We start from the raw sequence: 20,483 nt of genomic DNA, 5'->3' as shown, positions 1-20,483 counted from the left end.
ATAGCAGATTCACAGAGACTTTACCATAAAATTGTAAAGAAAACAGCTTCGGTGTCTTTTTTCAGAAAAAAAACGCTGCCACCCTCCAGACAGATTTCCGTCTTTTGGGCGACAGCAACTCATATACGCTATATCGATCAGATTAGTCCTGAACGTATGGCATCATGGACAGATGACGTGCTCTCTTAACAGCAACAGTCAGAGCTCTCTGATGTTTTGCACAGTTTCCTGTGATTCTTCTCGGAAGGATTTTACCTCTTTCAGAAACATATTTTCTGAGTTTTGCTACATCCTTGTAATCGATTTCATTGTTTTCTTTACCGCAGAATACACAAACTTTTTTTCTTCTGCGTCCGCCTCTTCTCTTCATTGGAGAGTCCGGTCTTTCGCCTCTATTGTAAGCCATGATGGTTTCCTCCTGTTCATATTTTCTTTCAGTTTAAATTAAGAGCTTAGTTAAATGGAAGCTCCTCGTCGATTCCATCCGGAATGTTCATAAAGCCATCTGCGCTTGCTGCTCCCGGGCTCGGCATTGACGGAGCCGGTGCTGCACTCTGCTGAGGATGTGATGCTGCATAGCTGTCACTGGATGCTTTGCTTTCTGCAAATTCCTGTTCCTCAACGACAACTTCTGTCGTATAGACTTTCTGACCTTCTCTGTTTGTGTAGCTGCCTGTCTGAATACGACCGCTGACTACAATACGGATTCCTTGATGGAAATATTTCTCTGCAAATTCCGCGCCACGTCCGAAAACAACACAACTGATAAAATCAGCAGTAGCTTCTCCGTCACGGCGAAATCTTCTGTCGACTGCCAATGTGTATCTTGCAATTGCCAGTGCATTTTCTCCTGCGGAATATCTTACCTCAGGATCTCTTGTTAAGCGTCCCATTAAAATTACTTTGTTCATTGTTATACCTCTTTCTTCTTAGTGAGTGAACGGGTTTCTTAATGGTGCTTTCTAAAATCCATCTGTAAAAAGATTATGCGTCTTTACGAACGACTAAGTATCTTAATACGTTGTCCATGATACGTACATGTCTTTCTACTTCGGCCGGACACTGTGCGTCTGCTTCAAACTGAATGAAATAGTAGAAGCCTTCATGCATTTTCTGAATTTCGTAAGCTAATTTCTTCTTACCCCATTCTTCTACTTCTGTGACGTTTCCATTGTAACGAGCGATGTAGCCTTTTGCTTTCTCTACTACTGCATCACGAACTTCGTCTTCAACTTTTGCGCTCACAACTAATGCTAATTCGTACTTGTTCATGCTTTCTTACCTCCTTGTGGTCTTTATGGCCCTCTGCCTGTACAGAGAGCAAGGATATGAAAATATATCACACAGTTGGTTATTCTAACATATGAATTTGCAAATGTAAAGTGCTTTTTGTCGAACATTTCACTTTTTATGAAAATAGTCCTTTTTCCTGAATACATACTTGTTAAATCATATTTATTTTTTGTTATTTTGCATAATACATTGTAATATTTTTCAAAACAGGATATACTGATTGCACAAACGCTAATTGCGTATTAAAGGGAAAGGAGACCCACTAATGGACTCTGCATTATATGAAAACTATCTGAACATCCTGAAACAGGAGCTGGTACCTGCACTCGGATGTACAGAACCGATTGCCATTGCTTATGCTGCGGCAAAAGCACGCCAGATTCTCGGAGAATTTCCTGATACGGTAGAAATGCTTCTGAGTGGAAACATCATTAAGAATGTTAAAGGTGTTACTGTTCCGAATTCTGGCGGACTTAAAGGAATTGACGTTGCAGCTGTTCTCGGCATCGTCGGTGGAAATGCTGACAAAGCTCTGGAAGTACTCAGTGAAGTAACTCCCAAAGACATTGCCCTCACGAAAGAACTGATTGCAAAGAACGTCTGTTCCTGCTCTCTGGTTCAGAATGTAGACAACCTCTACATCACAGCCAAAGTGATCAAAGGCGGACATTACGCTTCTGTCACCATCGAGCATCAGCACACCAACATCACCCATATCGAAAAGAACGGTGAAGTAATTCTGGATAATCCATACAGATCTGACAATATTACTACTGTGGATAAATCCAAACTGGCAGTCAAAGACATCCTTGATTTTGCCGATCAGGTAAAAATAGAAGATGTACAGCCGATTCTGGATCGTCAGATCAAACTGAACTCCGCCATCTCTCAGGAGGGACTGGACAATAACTATGGCGCGCAGATCGGAAAAACGCTCATGCATGTCTGGGGCAAAAGTGTAACGACCAGAGCATGTGCAAGGGCTGCTGCCGGAAGTGATGCCCGTATGGGCGGCTGTTCCATGCCGGTTGTAATCAACTCCGGAAGTGGAAATCAGGGAATGACCGTATCTCTCCCTGTTATTGTTTTTGCTGAAGAATGGGAAGTTTCTCATGAGAAACTCTGTCGTTCTCTCGTTGTCAGCAATCTGATCGCCATCCACCAGAAATATTATATAGGAAGTCTTTCTGCTTACTGTGGCGCCGTCAGTGCAGCGTGCGGTGCCGGTGCAGGAATCACCTACATGTATGGCGGTACTTACCAGCAGGTATCCCTGACGATCATCAACACCCTCGGAAACGTCGGTGGAATCGTCTGTGACGGTGCCAAACCATCCTGCGCTGCAAAAATCGCCTCTTCTGTCGATGCCGCTCTGATGGCTTTCCAGCTCAGCATTCAGAACAAGAGTTTTCTTCCGGGCGAGGGGATCATCAAAGACGATATCGAAGAAACCATCAAAAGTATGGGATATATCGGACGCGTCGGCATGCGCCTCACCGATACGGAAATTCTCAATGTCATGATCGACCAGGCTGATATCAATCAGGACTGTTGATCTTATATTTATATCTTTTTACAGGGGGACTACTTAAATGAAAAAAAATAATTTCTTTACAAGCCTGCCTTTCAAACTGTTGGTCGGTGTTATCATCGGCATCATTACAGGTATCATTTTAAACAAAACGGACGGTGCTTCACTGACTGTTGCGATTCTGAATATCGTTGTTACAGTGAAATATGTTCTCGGTCAGCTGATCAACTTCTGTGTACCACTGATCATTATCGGTTTTATCGCACCATCTATCACAAAGCTCGGCAACAGTGCCTCCCGTATGCTGGGTGTTGCTCTTGTGATCGCTTATGCATCTTCTATCGGTGCAGCTCTTTTTTCCACAGGTGCAGGATATATACTGATCCCACACCTCTCCATTGTTACTGATGTAGAAGGGCTTAAGACACTTCCGGAAGTCGTATTCGAACTTTCCATTCCACAGATCATGTCCGTTATGAGTGCTCTGGTATTTTCTATCATGGTAGGTCTGGCTGCTACATGGAATCAGACAAAGCTGATCACCGGTGTACTGGATGAATTCCAGAAAATCGTGCTTTCCATCGTATCCAAGATCATTATTCCGATTCTTCCGTTCTTTATCGCACTTACTTTCTGCGGACTTGCTTACGAAGGATCTATTACCAAACAGCTTCCTGTATTCCTTCAGGTTATCGTAATCGTACTGATTGGTCACTTTATCTGGATGGCACTGCTCTATTTCCTTGCTGGCGTATATTCACATGAAAACCCGATGGAAGTTGTTCGCCACTATGGACCGGCTTATCTGACTGCAGTAGGAACCATGTCCTCTGCTGCTACTCTTGCAGTCGCTCTTCAGTGTGCAGGCAAAGCAAAACCACTTCGTAAAGATATGGTACAGTTTGGTATTCCTCTTTTTGCCAACATCCATCTCTGCGGATCTGTTCTTACTGAAGTATTTTTTGTTATGACTATTTCAAAGATCCTGTATGGCTCTATCCCGGCACCTGGCACCATGATTCTTTTCTGCCTGCTGCTCGGAATCTTCGCACTCGGAGCACCTGGTGTTCCGGGAGGAACTGTTATGGCATCCCTCGGACTTATTACCGGTGTTCTCGGTTTCAACGAAACAGGTACTGCTCTTATGCTGACGATCTTTGCCCTTCAGGACAGCTTTGGTACAGCATGTAACGTTACCGGAGATGGTGCTCTCACCCTTATCCTCACCGGATACGCCAAGAGACACAATATTAAAGAACAGAATATCAGCGTAGATTTATAAATTCATATTCTGTCTATTAAACTACTTATTTTACTGCGAATATACAACCGGAGGATTTTGTCAGCTTGACAAAGTTCTCCGGTTTCTTCTATACTGAATTTAATTTAGTGACAGTAAGCAAAAGAACTGGCAATATCCTCTTGCACTGTCAGAAGGGAGAAAACTATGCTTCTTAAAAATGGTCATCTTATTGATCCTGCTACTCGAACCGCCGCACCTCTGGACATCCGTATTACAAACGGTATTATCACTGAACTTGCCCCAGACCTTGCTCCGCAGAATGAAGAAGAAATTCTTGACCTTTCAGGACTGACTGTAGCTCCGGGATTAGTCGATACACATGTGCATTTTCGTGATCCGGGACTCACTTACAAAGAAGATATCCATACCGGGTCGCTTGCAGCTGCAAAGGGTGGATTTACCTCTGTCATCTGTATGGCAAATACAAAGCCTACCGTAGACTCTGTTGATACTCTGAAAGATATTCTGGAGCGCGCACAGAAAGAAGATATACATATCTATCAGACTGCTTCTGTCTCCTACAGTCTGAATGGTGAAAAAATGACTGATTTCGATGCACTTGCCAATGCAGGCGCCTGTGGATTCACCGATGATGGTATTCCGCTTCTCGACGCGGTATTCTGTTATCAGGCAATGCAAAAGGCTGCTGCACTTCATATGCCAATCAGCCTTCACGAAGAGGACAAAGCCTTTATCACCAATAACGGCATCAATGCCGGAAAAACCGCTGAAAAACTTGATGTCATCGGTTCTCCTGCCATTGCTGAAGAAGTTATGGTAGCACGTGATTGTATGCTTGCGCTTCGAAGCGGCGCTGCTGTCGTGATTCAACATATCAGCTCCGCAAACTCCGTTGAACTTGTCCGTACAGCAAAAAAACTCGGTGCTGACATCCACGCAGAAGCAACGCCTCATCATTTTACTTTAACAGAAGAGGCACTTCTAAAACATGGCACCCTTGCAAAAATGAATCCACCGCTTCGTGCAGAAAAAGATCGTCTGGCGATCATTGAAGGACTGAAAGATGGCACGATTGACCTGATTGCTACTGATCATGCTCCTCACAGTATGGAAGAAAAAGCAAAACCGCTTACAGAAGCTCCGAGCGGTATCACAGGACTTGAAACCTCCCTCGGCCTCGGTATTACTTCCCTTGTAAAAGAAGGGCATCTAACCCTGATGGAACTTCTGGAAAAAATGACCTGTAATCCTGCAATGCTCTATCGTCTGCCAGGCGGAATTATCCAGTTAAATGCTCCGGCTGATTTTGTAATCTTTGATCCAAACGAAAAATGGACTGTCACTGATTTTGCTTCCAAGGCTTCCAACAGCCCGTTTAAGGGATCTGAGCTTTACGGAAAGATCCACTACACGATCTGTGGTGGAAAAATTATTTATCGCGGATAAAGTGTGTGTATAACTTTACAAATCAGCGCCTCCTCGATATGCAATGCAAAGAGCCCTCTCCAGCGCAGTAATCTTATAGTCCTGCCGGGGAGGGCTCTTATTTTTATTTCTTATTCTTCATAAATCTGGTCAAACACACCACCATCCGCAAAATGTGTTTCCTGCGCTTTTGTCCATCCTCCAAAATCGTCAATCGTCACAAGATTTACATTCAGATCAAATGTGTCTGCATACTCTTTCAAAATATCTTCATTAGACGGACGATAATAGTTATCTCCTGCGATTCTCTGAGCTTCATTGGAATAAAGATAATTCAGATATTCTGTTGCCGTCTCTCGAGTTCCCTTTTTATCTACTACAGAATCTACAATTGCTACGGATGGCTGTGCCAGAATACTGATACTCGGTGTCACAATTTGCTCCGCCGAACGTTTTCGGATTCGGTGTGATAACTCCGACATCTTCTTTGATCAAATCATCCCAGTCCTTGATCCCCTTTGGATTTCCTTAATGCAAAAAAAATCCAGAATACTGAATTCTGGATTTTGTAGAGGTGCCACCCGGATTTGAACCGGGGATAGAGGTGTTGCAGACCCCGGAAAAAATCCTTGGAACCCGCTAAAACTCTAAGGTTTTCCAAACTGTCCACCCTATATCCACCCTAATTTTCATGTTGCTTTCATGCCATATCAGGTATTTTACTGTGCCAAATCTATGCCACTTAGCACCCCTATGGGCATATTATAAACATTTTAGTATCTTTCGTCTACAATTATTTTACTACAACTACAATATTATATGGAGGTTTATCGTGAATTATCAATTAGAATTAAAACAAATTGTGGATTTTCCACGCTGCCGGATTTACCGGGAATTTATACAAACCCTTATGAAAGACAGAAGCATCCGTACCAACGGAGGTTCCTGTCTTTTTTATTTTCTCATTTTATGTTCTTATGCAAATTACAGTTCCTCTTATCGGAACATCGAACACCTTACTTACAAAGTTGTTCCTGGCGAATGGATCTGTTCTCTTAAAGAACTACAGATTCACTTCCGCCAAAAATTCCAGCACCAGGTCATATCCATACTGGATACCCTGGTAGAGCAAAACCTTCTAACCTACTCACTACACGAAAAAAATAAGATTATCCAATACAAGATCAAAGACTGGCCAAAAGATAATACTGCCCTTTCCTATAATTACCCATGCAAAAAAGACATCGGGTTTTTCTTTTTTCCAATCGCAGATGTTCATAAACTAATCGGACTAGGAAAATGTTCGGAAATGGATGCTCTTTTGGATCTTTGGATTCATGCAGTCTATAATGATCCATCTGTGCAAGGCTCTGATGCCGGTCCGGTAGTATATTTTCGCAATCAGACTGGAAATCCCTTGTTCAGTTATCAGGAACTTGCCAGACGTTGGAAACAGTCGAAATCTTCTGTGTCCCGTCTGCTAAAAAAACTTGAAGATACCGACATGATCACACTAATTTCCTATTCCGGGAAACATGGCAGCATGGTATATCTACGTAATTATCTGTCCGTTATGTTTAATATCAGTGATGTCATGATTGATAAGGAGGAAATTGCCATGAAAATGCAACTGCCAATACATATAACCGAAAATACCTTGCCTGACAAAAACAATTCTGAATGCGTTTCAGAATCTATTACTGACGAACAAATCATCGTTTCACAGGAAGGCTCCTGCGTTCCAGAATCACACATCAAAGCCATTGTTCGCAAAGTCGCTGAAATACTGGAAATACAAGGCATTTCTTGTTGTAGATGCCCCAAAACAAAGTATATATTATCTCCTTTATCAGCCTGCAAGGATAGTATATATCTATATTCACTACGTATTATCTGCCCCTGGGGGAAAGCCGCCTATCAGTTTGAGTTAAAACTAAAACCGGAAAATCCCGCCGTCACCAACGTCCCAGGGCATACTCCGCCTCTGCCGCATACCTTACCTGCCTTCGCTGAAATCCCAGAAGTTCTGTTGAAAGGAGGGGTTGTATAATGGCAAAGAAAAATCACCACCCTGTTTCTGCTGAAGTAGAAAATAATCCGTTGTACCATGATACCTATAAGCTGCTCCGTTGTTACCGGGATTCTACTTATAGCCTGATGGTTGCTGTCCGGCAGGTAGAAATTCAGTTCCAACTGGAATACAACACCAGTGTAGACGAATTTCTGGATTCCATCTATGCTGCAGGAGCAGATCTGGGAGACAGCCAGATTGAAGAATGGGCAAAAAGCATTGCCCGCAGCAATAAAATGATAAAGCTGCTTCTCTCTTCTGTGGATCTGCTCCGGAAAAATCATAAGCATGGGGAAGAATATTACTGGATATTATATTACGCCTTTCTGTCTCCTCATGAACTGAAAAACACAGAGGAAATCCTGGAAGAGTTGGAAAAGCACGTTCCTAGTATCTCCTACCGGACGTACTACCGAAGGAGGCAGGCTGCTATTAACGCTCTTAGCAGCATACTATGGGGATTTTCTGCAAAGGGAACACTGGAAACTTTGAATAAATTTTTCCCCAAATAAAATCTGCATTTTCGAATAATCAAACTTTATTTCTGAAAAGCATAAGGATACAAATGGTGGTTAACAGCCTTGCTAGCACCATTTGTATCCTTAGTTATTTTATGCCTGGTTTTATGTTGATAAAGTCTCTTTATTAAACTAATTCACACAATAAAATATATACGTTTTGCCATTAACTTAACGTATTAAATTGCATGCAGTATTAAAATCAAAATCATTTGCCAAAATATAGTAGCCTTTTGTAGAATAATGGCGTATAATTACTTTACAAACACAAAAGGGAGGAGATTATCTTGAAAAAGGGGATTTATTTGAATGATACAATTCATGGATTGATTCCACTATCAGAATATGAAAAAAGAATCATTTCCAGCATTGGTTTTAACCGTTTACATGATGTTTACCAAAATTCTACTGTATATTTGACTTTTCCAACAAATAGGACTAAACGATTCGAACATTCTATCGGCACAATGAAACTATGCTCAGACATGTTTTTTTATTCTGTTTTGAATTCTTCTGAGACTACATTGAGCACATTATATGAAATTTTTGAACAAGAGCTGGTTTCAATTATAAACAAAATAGCAAAAAACTCACAGTTCTGTGAACAAATGTTAGGCGGAATGACACCATCTAATATTCCACAAATTGAGCTTGACAAATTTAGATATTCTCTAATACCAAATAATGTACCTACCAATTATCAAGTTATCCATTTGATACTGATTCAATCAATTAGAGCAGCAGCCCTTCTACATGATATTGGTCACCCTCCTTTTAGTCATATTGTCGAGTTTGCTCTAAAAGCAGTATATGAAGAAAATAAAAATCAAAATCCATCCCAAAACGATTCGTTAAATGAGTTTACTAAAGTAATGTCAAAATATTTTGAAGACAACAAAAAATTACACGAACAGATGGGTGATGAGATAAGTGACAGCATCTTGAGAGGTATTATTTGTCCCATTTCAGATGAAGATGAACGATACAATGAAAATCTATTCGAGGTACTAATCTTAGAAGGCGTAAAAAGAATCTTTTCAGAATGTGGTAATTTTAAATATCTTCATAGAATAATAGATAGTAGCCTTGATGGTGATCGGTTAGATTATGTAACCCGTGATTCTATTAATTCAGGTATGAATTCTGGAACCATTGATTATAAAAGAATTATTAATGATATGCAGATCATCATAGATGAAAGTAAAATATATTTTTGTTTTCCACTAAAAGCGGTAAATTCCATAGAAGATTTTATAAAACGCAGATATAATATTTACAAAGATATTATCTACCACCATCGAGTAATCAAAACTGATTATCTTTTAGAGTATACAGTAAGGGATCTTGTTAAAAAATATTTAAAAGGAATTCCCACTGATACAACGACCAGCAACAAAATGGTAATCCCTTTTGATATATCTGGATTATGGTTTCCACTAGGAGAAGCTACAAGTACAGAAAAATCAAATGCGTTATCACAATGGAACGATTCTTGGTTAATGACCATATTAAAACAAATTTTCTATACTGATTATTATCGCAATACCAAAATAAAATCGAATGATTCCGAATATATATTATCACAGAGGCTATCAGAATTATTACGCAATACAAAATGCTATTATTCCTTAATTAAGCGAAGTGAAAACTTTAAAATCATTGATGATTCAGTCAAAAAAACATTATCAGATAGTCGAGAAACTATTGAACAATTAGTTACAAAAATCAATGAAATGTCTAATAAAAAACCAAAAGAAACTCCTCCTGGAGGTGCAACACTTGATATAAAAGCGACATTAGATTTTATAGAACAAATATTAGGAAATGCCCCTGGAATACCGAAAGGTTTTATTTTAGCGTATATTTCAAAGCATTATAAAGCTATACAACTAGACTCTTTTGAAAACTTTATAAAAGAAATTGTTGAAGAAGAAACCGAGAAAATATTTACAAATGTCAAAGTTTATGATAGAATAACAGTATTTAAAAACATTTCTATAGGATTAAATGATCCAATTTATTTTTATGATTATCACGAAAACATATGTACATTAAATGATATTAGCGGCATTTCAGATATTTTACGGTTAGATTCAGATTATCTTCCTGTTTTTTATATCTATATATTAATGAAAGATGGGGATAGTATAATAAAAGAAAAAAGAGAACTATTGCTTGAAAGCATCGGTAAAAAAATTGGTAGTAACATTGTTAACAAAATAAATAGTATTTTGCAAAATCAAATTATGCAAATGGAGGATTGAGTATGTGCAAAGTAGTAGTGAATGATGCTAATAAAAATGTTGAATTTATTATTTATAACCATCTTTTTTCAAAAGAAAAATATGAATTTACTATTTCTGAATTAGTAGAAGACTTGCATCAATATCATCTTGATTTAACACAGGAATTTGTCCAGTCGGAGGTAAATGATTTCATACAATCTGGTCTGATCGTACAAAATCTCAGAAATTATTTTGTATGTAGCAGATAAATTAGTTGAAAAATCAATATATACACTAAAAAAATCAGCAATGCTTAATGTATAAAGTATTGCTGATTTTTATGCTTTTTCAAAGATAAGTAATATTTGAAGACCGTTTCCAATTCCCTATGTATTAGGAGCATTCTCGAATAATTAGTTTAATCAAATATGAAACCATGATGCCTGACGCAAAACCGGTCGGCACCTTTCTGTGAGATACATCTGAAATAATTCCAGCTAAATATTCCTTGCTGTCTTGCCCCCGTCTACTCTGTATCGGATTTCTCTTGATCTGCGTCTTCTCTTTTATTCTTCCTTTTCGTTAACCTGTTTTTCACTTCAACTAAACCTACAAAGGCAACAACCACTGTAGCCATCCCCATTCCTATCCCTGAAGTAATATCATTGATGATATTTTGAGCAGGAGATAACGCCACTCCCAGTAAAACGCCATATACCATCGCAAATAGTAGAACAGAAAGAATGTCTTTGGCCTTACGTTCACGAAATGTCTTCTTATACTTTTCCTCCCATTCTTCTTTCATACTTTGCAATTCTACTTTCCCTTTTTTCCCATCCTCTAATAATAATGTAAAAGGTACATAAGCTCCGATCAAAACGCTAATTGTTATATTTGGAATTTCTAAAGCCAATTTCGAAGCATCACGACTTGCAATAATAAATCCCGATATGCAGGCACCCACATACGCCATAAAAATATAGCGTTTTTTTTCACTTATCCCCAAATCACTTTTTTTAAAACATAAAGAAAACAGATAGTCCATAGCCCAAATCAAAAGAAGTAATAGCACTGCACATATCACAGCATTAAAGTTAGCCTCTATGAGTAACGAAAAGCAAATATATGCATACGATGATATGAGCATAAGCAAAACATAAACAAGTTGTTGTATCGGCTTCTTGATTTTATTTACAAATTCAAAAACCCAATATTTCTCCCTATAAACACAATAAATAAAGCCTACCATAAGTATCATACTGATAATATAAGATATTATTAAAACTCTCTCCATGTATTTCTCCTTTGTAAAATCTGTTTGATATAACCTATTTCTTATTTAGATAGATTCGTTAACTATGGAGGGACAAAACATTACATCTACATATATTTTCTACCCTATATACCTCAAGGAATATGAAAAATCATATTCCCCAATTATTCTACCATCCAACACACCTGCCACTTAGGTCGTAACTGTGCATTGGTAATTTCATCAATGATTCTTCACCATGTTCTGAGAACACAACCACTGCTCCTCTTAGTGAAAATTCAACTAAAATTTCCTCTATAGTATGATTCCAAACATATTCAAACATTTCATGCAAAATAATAATGTCTGCTTCTTGAAGAAATGCCACTAATATTTCTAAACAGTATCTCTTAGATATATCCAATCTGCTAACCATTTCGTCTTTACAATCGGACAACTTCCCCATTCCCAGAAAGCCTTCAATCACATAATCTTTGTTTATAATTGAACCTACATTTCTCTCTATATACCGAGATACTGTAACATTATCCTCTGGGTTCACGTTTTTCAGTTCAATTTCTTTTATGCTTTTTGTTGTTCCATAACATTTTATAATGTCTGTTATCTTACGCTCTTGTTTACTACTACAATTATAAAATCCAACTATGTCTCTCGAACTTATTCGGAACAACTCATCTTCTTCATCATTTTTACTAAACTTCATTTCTATCATATATTCCCTCAACTCCTATAAGCAATGGTAATTTGGGCATCTTATATTTTAACAAAGCATAAGCAATTCCAGATAAACCAGTCATAAAACCTGGATTGTATAATTCTGTGGGTAATATATTTTCCTCATTAAGGAATTTCAAAATCTGTTCAAATCGAGAATCACAAATGCTTCTTACCTGCTTATCATCAAAAATTTCTGCATATCTTTTTAAAATCAACAAATTTCCCATGTTTCCATGGCATAGGCAGAAACCTGCATGTACACCGTCTTCAATTAATTTATTTTTAGCAAGGCTTATATCTTTAATAGCTTGCTGAAGCAATGCAGTTTCTCCTAAATTCTTGATGGCATTATATAAGGTTAATCTGGATAACAGAATACCCGCAGCTCCATGGCACCACGCTATTGGTTGACTCTTATGCTGATCAACCTCTGAAAACTTTCTTAAATCAATCCAATTATTATCCTTTTCTGAGTATAAAGAATTTTCATATTCTACTAAACTCGAAAGGATATCTAAATATTTTGTTTGTGGATATACCTCATATAATCTTGAAAATAGTTCTATAAAACCACTGTTTCCATGTGCAAATCCCGCCAATACTTCAGGAACCACCTCTGATTTCCAACCAACTTCTCCATTTTCAGTAATCATATTCTCCATCAATTGTTCTGCTATTTGTATAGCTTTTTGTAGATAAATAGGCTTTTTTGTTTTTCTATACATATTAATCAGAACCAAAACTATTCCCGAATTTCCCGAAATCATATCAAACAAACGATCTTCTAAGATAAGTGTTTCCATACAATTTAGCCACTTATCGAAATATTCCTTATACTTGATATCATCATGTATTTCATATAAAATACCCAACGTATATAAAATCGAACCTTCGCCGCTAAAGACTCCTGTATTAAAGTCTTCGATATTCTGTTCCCCTTCACTTATAGTATCAATATACCTCAACAAACGATTATCTAAGACCTCACAAATCTTATGATATTTTCTGTCATGGTATATCCATTCATATAAATGGAATACCAAATTAATCCCAACCGTACCATCATATAATGTATTCGGTAATGCCTGGATCATCCACTGATTTTCTTTTATACCAAATAATTTTACGCCAATCCAATTAACGTCTGCTCCATCTTCGCTATAAATCGCATTTGTTCCTATTTTATCTAGCAGCTCTTTTGCCAATTCTTCTGCCGTTTTGGACATATTACTATAAAGATCTAGTTTTAACCTTTTATTCTTTATTTTCCTTGTTCCTGCATTCTCCATATTAAAAGTAATTTTAATATATTGCGTCTGTTGTTCTAAATTCTTATAGGACAAATTCTGTATATTTTCCTCAATTTGCTGCAAAGCTGGCTTACTAAAGAAATCCTTTACTTCTCTGCCATCCCAAGTATAAATGTTTTTTTTACTTCCAAGAAAATAAAAATACGGTATATCACCACTTAATAAATCTTCAATTTCATACTCAATAAGAGATCTACTCCTTTGATTTTGAAGATTTCCATTTACCAATGAATAAAAAAATAAATTTCGTGCTCCTCCATCCACTAATAATTCAGGATGATATGAACTACTCAACACAATTGCATACTGTTGTGTATTTCTAATCAGATATCTCACCTCTAATTCACCATATTGTTGTATGATTCTTAATAGTGTTTCTGTATTTTCCATTGCACCTAAGTATGCACTTTCAAATCCCTGGATAATTTTATCTGCAAATTCGGATGGTTGAATAAACCTTCCTTTTAGCATTGCCAAATTGTGATTTCTTTTCGATACTGGATAATCATAGACAACCCTCATGTTAACCGACTTTGGATTGATAATAAAAGGGATTTTTATCGGAAATTTTTGTCCTTCTTCTCCACTAATGGCACTCATATTGATTCCTGTATCTCCTGCGTTATTCCATGAATAAAAGGGTAATATCCCTGAATACAACACCGATTTTCTTAAAAGACTAGCCACTTTTTCCGCTGCACTTTTCCCATTATTCTCTTCTATATTTCCTATAAATGTTTCCGCATCAATAATAACTGGATATTCATTGCATGCAATGAGATTTTCAAAATGAATATCTCCTCCTTCCAAAAGATAATTTATAAACAAAATAATCCCTATTCTTTGATAATATCTTGAAAGTTCTTCTATAGACTTACAATCTCTTTGTATTACAATTTCGCACCAACCATACATTTCTTTATCAAGTATAGAATACTCATAACTTCCCAAATTACATATTCTATAGAAATAATTTGTAATCTCTTGTAGCTTAATCTCATTTTGCAAACTTCGTGGTTTATATAAAATTTTATCTCCCGATACAAATTCCACACAAAATACTCTTCTCCCTTTTTTATGTGAATCAGAAAAATCTGTCGAAAGATGATTTACAACAAATCCTTTTTCAGTGATATTAAATTTTTTCATTAAAACATCTGCATCATTCTCGATGCGTTCTATCACTTCTTTGTAAATATCTATCGCATTTTGTATAATTTCATTTATCCTTCTTTCTAACACTGGATAAAGCGAAAATAAATCATTCAAATATTGTTTATCTTTTAAAAAATGGTCGATATAATATTGATACTGTTCAGATTCATTTCCCCTTAACACGCCTTCTTGTCCACATATATACATTTCATAAATTAAAGTCCGGATACAAAGATTATTAAGCGAATTAAACAAAAATTGCTGAAAATCAAATAGAATCGATTCATTGATATATCGTTTTTGTATAACTATTTCTCTAAGCTGTCTACTTGCCTCTTGCACAAAAGGATCATAAAATGCTCCGAAAACCATTTTCTCACACTCATGCCTAAACGCCTTTTTGTTCAAAGACAATTTCACAAAATTTCGTGGTTGAATCTTCTCGTGGCTGCTAAAAGCACAATTATTTATAAAACCAAAAAAATACTCAAGGTGGTTTTTCTTTACATATTGTAATCCTTCCTCCTTCAGTATTTTCTTCCAATACTCTAAAGACTCCATATTTATTTCAGACGGAATAGTATCATACACTCTTTCAGATAAATAACTAGATTTTTTCATGTTATCTCCCTTTCTCTTAATCCAGGCCCTAGTTCTAAAATCATCTTTGGTTAATTAGCAACAAGCAAGTGTAAAAATACTTCCGCATTCAACAGAAATTGTGCAAACCACACCTGATGAAGCTAAACTATCAACTTTGTTACTTGTCAAATCTGCTGCTTCTAATTCTGTCAAAAGATCTCCAGCCGGGTTGTTATATTTCATATTTGTTCTGTCAAATTTTCTCATAATATCCACCATTCCTTTCTTCAGAACTAGGGCCTTTTGATACCTAAGTATCTTAATTTTTATTATATCCTATCTCCGAATTTCGTCTTTATTTTTGGTATAGATTGACATTTTTTCTTCCTAATTGGTTTTCAACTGTCTTTATCATTTCCTAAATATGCCACAACTTGGCACACTTCTGCGATTGAAGGGTAATTTTACCCATGTTACAATAAGTATTGCTTATAGTATTCCTATTTTTAGCAGCACCCTAATCGGTGCTTTTTTTGTACCTATAAACCTTTCGCTGACAGTAGCCAATACTTACACAGTACGTACAGCGTACTTCCCCTAAAATAAAACGTATTCTGTGCGTACAGTGTAAGTAAAACTTCCTATTATATAATGAAGGGAGATTACCATGAAAACAAGAAATGAAATCTATCAAGGGGAAGGTGCCCAACTGCTCCGGTTCATTACAACTTACCATTCGCTGCAATATGAACAGGTCTTACGGCTCTTTTCCAAAAACAGAGAGTCTATCAAATCTCTGATCACAAGTCTGGTAAAACAAAAACGCATTATCTATGATAAGGAGAACGGGCTTCTCTGCGACAGCCAGGAATCTGCAAACAATCCTGATTATGGCATGATTGCATCCTTTTGGGTGCTTTTGGACTTCAAAAACGCCATTGTGTACCATACTGACGGTGAATTTCCTGTGAAATTGAACTTTTTCTCTAAAGATGAGTGGTATGAAGTCCTCTATGTCCCCCAGGAGCAGGAATATCTTATCAATCATGTCACGGAAAGCCAGACAAAAAGCGATGCAAAACGGCTGGTTGTATTAGAATCGGAAGAACAGGCTGCAAAAATTCATATCACAGGTGTGATTGCCTTTTGCCTTGTAGACTCCTCTACCGGATCTGTCAGCTATTATGCAAAGAAATGAGGTATGTATGAACACCAAAACTGTTTTTGACCGTTTACAGAGCATTGATGATGAAGTCCAAAAACTTCACAACACTATTTTTGCATTGAAAACAACAGATATTCAAGCGTATGCCGACAAATACGAAGAGCTGAGTATCAGTGCTGCCCTACGTTCTGAAAGGATTGCCTGCCAGCTCAGAAATCTGGTATATACCACAACTGATACTGGAAAGAAAGACTATCTGAAACAGGCTGCGGCTGTGCAGGGAATCAAAATCTCTTTTTCAAATAGTGTTCTTTCCATTACCATGTCAGGGCTACTGCCCAAACGTAAATTGCGAACCAACACCGCTTTTCTACATGAGCCATTAAACCTTGCCTTGCAGACTTATGTGACAGAACATTCTATTCCGTTATATAAAAGATGTGTGGTCTGTTTCAGTCAAATTTATGACCAGAGCCTTTCTTTACAACGAATACGTGATTACGATAATTTGGAGTTCAAACAGATTTTAGATACTATCGCTTCCTATGTTCTGGTTGATGATACAGGACTCTTTTGCGACTCCTATCACACTACGGAACTGGGTAATTACGATCACACCGTTATCTTTGTAATGGAACCGGAAATCTTTCCTGGCTGGCTGAAAAATAGAAAATCGTCTATCAAAACCATATCGGAAATTTCCTGATATTTTTCTTTCTTTTTCCGATATAGGTAATTTTTCTGCAAAGAAGCCATATTCTTTGCATTTTTTATGCTTAATACCGCCCTTACTTTACCCAAGTATAGGCTGTCATAGGTAAAAATCGAACTGAGGTGATGCTTATTTGATAAAAACCGATTCTATAAAATATCAGCTTTTGGAAATGGTTGGACTATGTGGGGAATTCCCTTCCGGACAGCTTAACAGATTGATTGAGAGTGATTCCTATGCAGAGAAGGTGGTTACAGATTTAAAGCAGAGTAAGCTTATAAGAACACACTATAAAGATGGCCTACGAGGTTATCGCCTTACCAAACGGGCAAAAGAACTGCTGCTTTCGCAAAATTCCTGTCGTTTTCAAAACTATTTAACCGGAAATGCAGAAACCAACCTCATACGTAGCGAATTACCAAGACGGCTGCGACTTCATCAAAAAGCAGAAACCTATTTGACGCTTTCCCATGCTGGAATCCCATTCTTTCCAGATGAAAAGCCCCTGCTTTTTTCTGAATCCGGCGAAGCGGCTACGTTTCCTATGCGAAGCCTTCCTCTGTTTTACTCTTCTAGGGAAATAAAAAATCTTGGAGCATCCACTACTAAAATCAAAAATTCCCGTAGTATGGGAATCCTGATGGCTCCTCACTGTGTCTATGCTGTTTATAATACCGGAAATACACTTCTAAAATGGGAATACAAAACGGAAGTCCGACTCAATGCTTTTTTGCAGCACTATCTTCAAGGACTTCCTTACCATGGCCCGCCTACCGTTTATGCCATCATGACCGGCAGTGATATGGATATGGCTTTCCGTCTCCTTACCAGTACCGGGGGATACAAAAAAACACTGTTCATGCTGGATACTGCGTATGAACACTTCTATTTCCTGCCCAATAACAGCTACGGAGAATACCTGCTCCGTTTATTGGTACAACCCCAGCGTATGATGCAGCTTAATCAGTTACTACTGTCCGACTGTTTTCCCCAGCGTGAGGATCTGCCAATTGAACATGATGGAATAGACAGCCAGGAAAACCCTATTTTGCTTGCGTATGATTTTGACATGCAGCGTATCAACCGCTTCAATACTGGATTAAATGTATATGGGCTATCCGGGAACCTGATTTGCTTTGACTTTCAGCTTCCCTGCCTGAAAAAATACCTAACTGCAGATATACACTTCTCCAGCATTGATTTTCAAAAGTTTAAAAGGAGGTTTTTCAATGAACCGTAAATGGTGGAAGTTCCTGTTTTTGCTTCCCATAAGCGTCTGCACTCTGTATGCCGGAGGATACGCAGCACAATTTATTAAAAACTATCAGGAATGGACTTCTGCCGGAAACTTTGCCGGCAACGGAACCTATCCGCAAGCAGCTTCTTTACACCCATTGGTCTGCTTTCATACTGCCCTTACCGATTTCCCATACAATTTGTATGGGATTTTTCTTTGCCTGGTTCTCTTTGGGCTTCTTACTTTTTTACTTATGCGTATGGGATATGACAGAAACGGGGAGATTAGTGACCATGACCGGAACTTAAATTACTCTACAAAAGGAACCTACGGTACATCCGGATTTATGACTCCAGATGAAATGATGAAAGTTTTGGAACTGACCGGAGATGTAAAGAAAAATAAAGGAACCATTTTAGGCAAATTGAATGGCAAAGCCGTATGTCTTCCATATCAGACACGAATGAATAAAAATATCGCCGTGTATGGTGCCAGTGGTTCCATGAAATCCAGGGCATTTGCCAGGAATATGATTTTCCAGTGTGTCGCCAGAGGGCAGGAAGGCAATTCCGGGGAAAGTTTAATCATTACCGATCCCAAAAGCGAACTCTATGAAAGCATGTCTGCTTATTTGGAAAACGAAGGCTATGTAGTAAAAGCATTTAATCTGGTCAATCCGGAAAACTCGGATAGTTGGAATTGTCTGGGTGAAATCAATGGACAGGAAACGATGGCTCAGGTATTTGCAGATGTCATTATCCAGAATACAGGTTCCGGAAAAGGAGATCATTTCTGGGATAATGCGGAGATGAACCTGCTAAAAGCCCTGGTTCTCTATGTGGATCAGGGATTTCCGCCAGAAGCCAGAAATATCGGACAGGTTTATAAGCTGCTGACCATGAGTTCCGAAAAGGAGCTGAACAGTCTTTTTGATCTGCTCCCAGTGTCCCATCCAGCAAAAGTTCCTTACTGCATCTACAAACAAGCCAGTGATACCGTGCGAAGCGGAGTTATTATCGGATTGGGTGCCAGACTTCAGGTATTTCAGAATAAACTCATTCGGCAGATTACCTCTTATGATGAGATTGATCTGACACTTCCAGGGAAACAGAAATGTGCTTACTTTTGCATTACCTCAGACCAGGACAGCACCTTCGATTTCTTATCTTCCCTGTTTATGACCTTCATCTTCATCAAACTGGTCCGTTATGCAGATAAATATGGAGAAGAAGGAAAACTTCCTGTTGCTGTACATATACTGGCTGATGAGCTTGCTAACACCGGAGCTATCCTGGAATTGAATAAGAAGATTAGTGTAATCCGAAGCCGGAATCTCAGCATTTCCTGCATCTTTCAGAATTTACCCCAGATGCAGAACCGCTATCCTTATAACCAATGGCAGGAAATTATCGGCAACTGTGACACCCAGCTCTTTTTGGGCTGCACAGATGAAGTTACTGCTACCTTTATCAGCAACCGCAGCGGCGATGTAACCGTAGGGGTTAGCAGCGAAGCCAAACAGCTCAATAGCTGGCGGGTATCCGACTATACACCGGAATACCGGCAGACAAAATCTATCGGCAAACGGAAACTCTTAACACCAGATGAAATCTTGCGGCTCCCGCTTGATACTGCTTTGGTTATCCTACGTGGGCAAAAAGTCCTAAAAGTAGAAAAGTACGATTATACCCTGCATCCAGATGCCAAAAAGCTGACACCAAGAAAAGCATCGGAACACATACCTGAATGGCGCAAAAATGGGTCCTCGGAAGAAACAGATTATCGACCACAGCCCTCATTCGAATCTGCCAAAAGGAAACGCCGTTCATCTTCTGCGTCAATAGCAAAACAGAAACCACATTTTACATCCGAACCCGTTTATCAGGAACCTACTCCCGATGATTTTATGGAGGATTTCCTTCAGGAAAATTTTATAGAAGATTCCCCCGAATCTGGCATGGTTCCTTTAGATAAAGATTCCATCATGTCATAACACATTTTGAAA

The 20,483-nt window shown here is 38.2% G+C and carries 18 protein-coding genes and 1 pseudogene; 11 read left to right on the top strand and 8 right to left on the bottom strand.

What is annotated here, in order from left to right:
- Positions 1-142: 142 nt before the first annotated feature.
- From rpsR to rpsF, 3 genes are all read right to left on the bottom strand, one after another.
- Complete coding sequence (rpsR, locus tag DWW86_RS03870) at positions 143-406, bottom strand: 30S ribosomal protein S18 (RefSeq protein ID WP_005427218.1); 264 nt, start codon at positions 404-406, stop codon at positions 143-145.
- A 46-nt stretch (positions 407-452) separates the two neighbouring features.
- Positions 453-911, bottom strand: a complete 459-nt coding sequence (locus DWW86_RS03865; RefSeq protein WP_072523058.1) for a single-stranded DNA-binding protein — start codon at positions 909-911, stop codon at positions 453-455.
- Positions 912-984: 73 nt separating this feature from the next.
- Positions 985-1,272 carry a 30S ribosomal protein S6 gene (gene rpsF / locus DWW86_RS03860; protein ID WP_015541063.1) on the bottom strand — a complete coding sequence of 96 codons (288 nt, stop codon included), beginning with the start codon at positions 1,270-1,272 and terminating at the stop codon, positions 985-987.
- Between the two features lie 286 nt (positions 1,273-1,558).
- Here rpsF and DWW86_RS03855 point away from each other — a divergent pair, with 286 nt between their 5' ends.
- The 3 genes from DWW86_RS03855 to DWW86_RS03845 all read left to right on the top strand — a co-directional run bounded on the left by DWW86_RS03855 (position 1,559) and on the right by DWW86_RS03845 (position 5,534).
- Positions 1,559-2,848 (top strand): L-cysteine desulfidase family protein, encoded by a 1,290-nt coding sequence (locus tag DWW86_RS03855; RefSeq protein WP_117942336.1) that lies wholly within the window; start codon positions 1,559-1,561, stop codon positions 2,846-2,848.
- A 37-nt stretch (positions 2,849-2,885) separates the two neighbouring features.
- Complete coding sequence (locus DWW86_RS03850) at positions 2,886-4,106, top strand: cation:dicarboxylate symporter family transporter (protein WP_117942335.1); 1,221 nt, start codon at positions 2,886-2,888, stop codon at positions 4,104-4,106.
- Between the two features lie 165 nt (positions 4,107-4,271).
- Entirely contained in the window at positions 4,272-5,534 is a 1,263-nt protein-coding gene (locus tag DWW86_RS03845) for a dihydroorotase (protein WP_072523055.1), read from the top strand.
- A 110-nt stretch (positions 5,535-5,644) separates the two neighbouring features.
- Here DWW86_RS03845 and DWW86_RS03840 read toward each other — a convergent pair.
- Positions 5,645-6,041, bottom strand: a pseudogene (locus DWW86_RS03840) (hypothetical protein); the annotation flags it as partial.
- Between the two features lie 304 nt (positions 6,042-6,345).
- On the opposite strand from DWW86_RS03840, the gene DWW86_RS03835 reads away from it, so the two are divergent.
- The 4 genes from DWW86_RS03835 to DWW86_RS03820 all read left to right on the top strand — a co-directional run bounded on the left by DWW86_RS03835 (position 6,346) and on the right by DWW86_RS03820 (position 10,596).
- The gene (locus DWW86_RS03835) at positions 6,346-7,563 is read left to right on the top strand and encodes a MarR family transcriptional regulator (RefSeq protein ID WP_117942334.1); all 1,218 of its coding nucleotides are present in this window, start codon (positions 6,346-6,348) and stop codon (positions 7,561-7,563) included.
- Complete coding sequence (locus DWW86_RS03830; protein ID WP_015526878.1) at positions 7,563-8,096, top strand: hypothetical protein; 534 nt, start codon at positions 7,563-7,565, stop codon at positions 8,094-8,096. The genes DWW86_RS03835 and DWW86_RS03830 overlap by 1 nt, the downstream gene beginning before the upstream one ends.
- 293 nt (positions 8,097-8,389) lie before the next feature.
- Positions 8,390-10,366: an HD domain-containing protein gene (locus DWW86_RS03825; RefSeq protein WP_117942333.1), complete on the top strand. Its 1,977-nt coding sequence runs from the start codon at positions 8,390-8,392 to the stop codon at positions 10,364-10,366.
- A gap of 2 nt (positions 10,367-10,368) precedes the next feature.
- Positions 10,369-10,596, top strand: a complete 228-nt coding sequence (locus DWW86_RS03820; RefSeq protein WP_117942332.1) for a hypothetical protein — start codon at positions 10,369-10,371, stop codon at positions 10,594-10,596.
- A 257-nt stretch (positions 10,597-10,853) separates the two neighbouring features.
- On the opposite strand, the gene DWW86_RS03815 is transcribed toward DWW86_RS03820, so the two are convergent.
- The 4 genes from DWW86_RS03815 to DWW86_RS03800 all read right to left on the bottom strand — a co-directional run bounded on the left by DWW86_RS03815 (position 10,854) and on the right by DWW86_RS03800 (position 15,631).
- Positions 10,854-11,621 carry a hypothetical protein gene (locus DWW86_RS03815; protein WP_117942331.1) on the bottom strand — a complete coding sequence of 256 codons (768 nt, stop codon included), beginning with the start codon at positions 11,619-11,621 and terminating at the stop codon, positions 10,854-10,856.
- 148 nt (positions 11,622-11,769) lie between these two features.
- Positions 11,770-12,312 (bottom strand): ABC transporter, encoded by a 543-nt coding sequence (locus tag DWW86_RS03810; protein ID WP_117942330.1) that lies wholly within the window; start codon positions 12,310-12,312, stop codon positions 11,770-11,772.
- A complete protein-coding gene (locus tag DWW86_RS03805; protein ID WP_117942329.1) occupies positions 12,293-15,403 on the bottom strand; it encodes a type 2 lanthipeptide synthetase LanM family protein in 3,111 nt (1,036 codons plus the stop codon). The genes DWW86_RS03810 and DWW86_RS03805 overlap by 20 nt, the downstream gene beginning before the upstream one ends.
- A gap of 54 nt (positions 15,404-15,457) precedes the next feature.
- A complete protein-coding gene (locus DWW86_RS03800; protein ID WP_114002469.1) occupies positions 15,458-15,631 on the bottom strand; it encodes a plantaricin C family lantibiotic in 174 nt (57 codons plus the stop codon).
- Between the two features lie 400 nt (positions 15,632-16,031).
- Here DWW86_RS03800 and DWW86_RS03795 point away from each other — a divergent pair, with 400 nt between their 5' ends.
- The 4 genes from DWW86_RS03795 to DWW86_RS03780 all read left to right on the top strand — a co-directional run bounded on the left by DWW86_RS03795 (position 16,032) and on the right by DWW86_RS03780 (position 20,471).
- A complete protein-coding gene (locus DWW86_RS03795) occupies positions 16,032-16,562 on the top strand; it encodes a DUF5697 family protein (protein ID WP_117942328.1) in 531 nt (176 codons plus the stop codon).
- 7 nt (positions 16,563-16,569) lie between these two features.
- Positions 16,570-17,235, top strand: coding sequence for a DUF6100 family protein (locus DWW86_RS03790; protein WP_181985299.1), 666 nt, complete (start codon positions 16,570-16,572; stop codon positions 17,233-17,235).
- A 139-nt stretch (positions 17,236-17,374) separates the two neighbouring features.
- Positions 17,375-18,481 carry a hypothetical protein gene (locus DWW86_RS03785; RefSeq protein ID WP_004223623.1) on the top strand — a complete coding sequence of 369 codons (1,107 nt, stop codon included), beginning with the start codon at positions 17,375-17,377 and terminating at the stop codon, positions 18,479-18,481.
- Positions 18,471-20,471: a VirD4-like conjugal transfer protein, CD1115 family gene (locus DWW86_RS03780; RefSeq protein WP_117942326.1), complete on the top strand. Its 2,001-nt coding sequence runs from the start codon at positions 18,471-18,473 to the stop codon at positions 20,469-20,471. Before DWW86_RS03785 ends, DWW86_RS03780 begins: the two co-directional genes overlap by 11 nt.
- Positions 20,472-20,483 lie beyond the last annotated feature (12 nt).

It is taken from the genome of Ruminococcus sp. AF17-22AC, assembly GCF_003460065.1.
In the GTDB taxonomy this organism is placed as follows: domain Bacteria; phylum Bacillota; class Clostridia; order Lachnospirales; family Lachnospiraceae; genus Blautia_A.
This window is presented reverse-complemented; position numbering and strand designations above follow the sequence as displayed.